Consider the following 2,669-nt stretch of genomic DNA (forward strand, 5'->3'; position numbering starts at 1 on the left):
ATGACCAGCTACCACAACAAAATAAGGTAGCTTAACTAGAGCAGAGTATCACTTATAAATAAGCTTTTAGTTGTTCAAACATGTGGGACCACCTCTACAACAATGTGGGTTACAACGTTAGATTGTTTCAAAATTAGTAATCTGACAGTTAAAAACACTAACGGTGCAAGTTCTACTGGTATTTTATTTGGAAAAACAGATGGTAACGATTGTGCGTTTATGGGAACAGTTGAGAACTGTGAATTTAATATGCTGAGAGGCCGTGCAACAGCTATTATGTCCGCTTGTACCTCAATTAACCATATTAACTGTTATCAGCAAGGAGGATATTTTTTCTCTTATCAATCACAGTATTGTTTATATCAGAACTGCGCAAGTGAAGGCTCACCAAGTTTTGGATATATTGCTGAAGATACAAAGAGCATGACCTATCTTAGCTGTGCTGGTGAAGCTAATGAATTAGGTGTGTTCACAGTAAAGCGTGGTAGTTCTAATATTCAGTATATAAGTCCATATGGTGCAGCAAATTTGGGTTTCTTTGGCGCGCTTTTATACATTGATGGTAATTTTGGATACAATGCAAATATTAGAGTAAGTAATCCCGTATCAATAAGTAACCCCAATGCTTATTTTGATATTTATTCAGATAGTGTTAATGGTCTTGTTGAAGTAAATAATATCTATCGACCTAACTTACCAAAAAATATAGGCGGTTCATCAGATTGGAAGCAAAATTGCTTGCTCTTAACTGGTGATAATGTGATTGATGATACCTTTACAGCAACATTAAATGGTTTTCTCGCAGCTAATCCTCCCTCAGTGATTGCACTGTTTACAAGATCGGGTCGCATAGTTGAGATTGTGATAAAAATTACACCAAATGACATGACAACTACTGATGCTAATACATCAATCACAATTCCTACATTTGGAGGAATTCGTTTGGATACTGTGGCGAGTGTTGTAAGTTTAAATAATATCAACTACGGCAATTGCATTGTTACTACAGACGGAACAATAAAAATGCCAGTTATCACAACAGGGATTACTACCCCTTTATTTATTCGTACAAACTTAATAACTAATCATACATTTGAATAGCTATATTTTTTAAATGCTAGATGATGAAAAAAGTTTTGATTAGAGAATAATCTAAATTAACCCATAAAAATCAATAATTAAAAGCCTTATTTTTAAATAAAATAGGGCTTTTTAAAAATCAACATTTTCCTTCAGATATCGATCGTACTCAATTCAATACTTCCAACGAAACCATCTAATTGATGCTCAACTGATGCAGAAAGATTGATTGAAACGTGTCCCTCTGAGTGAGGGGTAATTTACTTAATGACCATTATGTTAAATGGAGTGATTGAACAAAAACTTTGGTTCAAAATGATTAACGCATATCTTTCTACCCTGTAATGCATAATTCACACATTCTGAATAAGCACATTTACTTTTAGAAAAACCCTCGTGAGCTAAGACAATTAAAAATTGTTTAATGCTATTAATTTTGTTTTCTGATAATTGAAGACCAATATCTTGTATTTTAATTCCAAAATTAGGATATGTATTTTCAACTGGAGTACATTCAAAATACCAATCTTGTAAGCATTCTGAGCAGGTATAATAATTAATATCATAATCAAAATTTGGATTTACATTTTCACATGGGTAATCTTCCAAAAAAAATCTAGGATAGCTTTGTTGTCCATTAGACTCAGGACTAAAAATCTCTGTGAAACTATCTGTAAATACAAAAAAATCTGCTACAAATTGGCACTCGCACATAATTTTTCTTCTTTAATTTTTTCTAAAATTAACACAATACACCTTATGCGTAAATTTAGATAATTTATCATATCACCAACCGAATTATACCTTGCCCTAAACTTCTTAAATTGGAGTCAGGGCAGGGCAAAGAAATTACACTTTGGGTTATTGATACAGTTGCTAAATACAATGAGTGTAGCGCTTTGAATGATGCGAAAAAAAAGGCTCTTAAATAGGGCTTTATTGCTAAAATAAAAATCTGTCAAGCAATCACACTCATTTTTCACAACTAAAGTGGCTTTTTAACATCGCATTAATTACATTTCTTTTGCCCATCTATTTGCAGACAAGTACTATCAGGAGCCTTAATTGGATTTATTGTGTCAGGAGTACTTTTTTGATCTAGTTTGGCTAATTTTAACTCCCTAGCTTTTTCCATTGCTTCTTTTGTTGGCATAGTCGTATTAGGTCTGGCTCGATAGGCAACAATCTTTTTTATGTCATCTATCCTACCTACTTCTTGACCATCAAGGGGTACTTGACGAGAGTATTTTACATTCCCTTTATCATCTATCCATTTATAAATGTTTTTGGCATAAAGCGTTGTGCTATAAAGTGAAAAAAGTATAAAACTAATCTTTAACGTTTTCTGTAATACACTCATGCGCACCTCAATTTAATAATTATCTAAAGTAAAAATAATTTAAATATTTTTGCAAGTCTATAGCTCCTCTAAGATTAGAGCATTAAATTTAATAACTTTACTACTTATAAAACCACTCACCCGAGTAGGTTTTTATAGAGGTGGATCAGGAAATTTGAACAACACTTATAAGTGATATTTTGCTCCCCAAATGATGTTATAAACATCAATATATGGAGTATTTTATGGC

General features: G+C 32.5%; 3 protein-coding genes. 1 reads left to right on the forward strand and 2 read right to left on the reverse strand.

The features are described from left to right. Positions 1-102 precede the first annotated feature (102 nt). Entirely contained in the window at positions 103-1,101 is a 999-nt protein-coding gene (locus ACG916_RS21410) for a hypothetical protein (protein WP_419368215.1), read from the forward strand. Positions 1,102-1,359: 258 nt separating this feature from the next. Here the strand turns inward: ACG916_RS21410 and ACG916_RS21415 are convergent, their stop codons facing one another. Beyond that, a complete protein-coding gene (locus ACG916_RS21415; RefSeq protein ID WP_419329163.1) occupies positions 1,360-1,794 on the reverse strand; it encodes a hypothetical protein in 435 nt (144 codons plus the stop codon). Positions 1,795-2,089: 295 nt separating this feature from the next. After that, the gene (locus ACG916_RS21420) at positions 2,090-2,440 is read right to left on the reverse strand and encodes a DUF4124 domain-containing protein (protein WP_419329161.1); all 351 of its coding nucleotides are present in this window, start codon (positions 2,438-2,440) and stop codon (positions 2,090-2,092) included. Positions 2,441-2,669: the final 229 nt, after the last annotated feature.

Origin of the sequence: Acinetobacter legionensis (assembly GCF_048552295.1) — a bacterium.
GTDB lineage: Bacteria > Pseudomonadota > Gammaproteobacteria > Pseudomonadales > Moraxellaceae > Acinetobacter.

Coding starts and splice junctions, on each gene's coding strand:
- ACG916_RS21420 (WP_419329161.1), bottom strand. CDS start 2,440: ATGAGTGTATTACAGAAAACGTTAAAGATTAGTTTTATACTTTTTTCA.
- ACG916_RS21410 (WP_419368215.1), top strand. CDS start 103: ATGTGGGTTACAACGTTAGATTGTTTCAAAATTAGTAATCTGACAGTT.
- ACG916_RS21415 (WP_419329163.1), bottom strand. CDS start 1,794: ATGTGCGAGTGCCAATTTGTAGCAGATTTTTTTGTATTTACAGATAGT.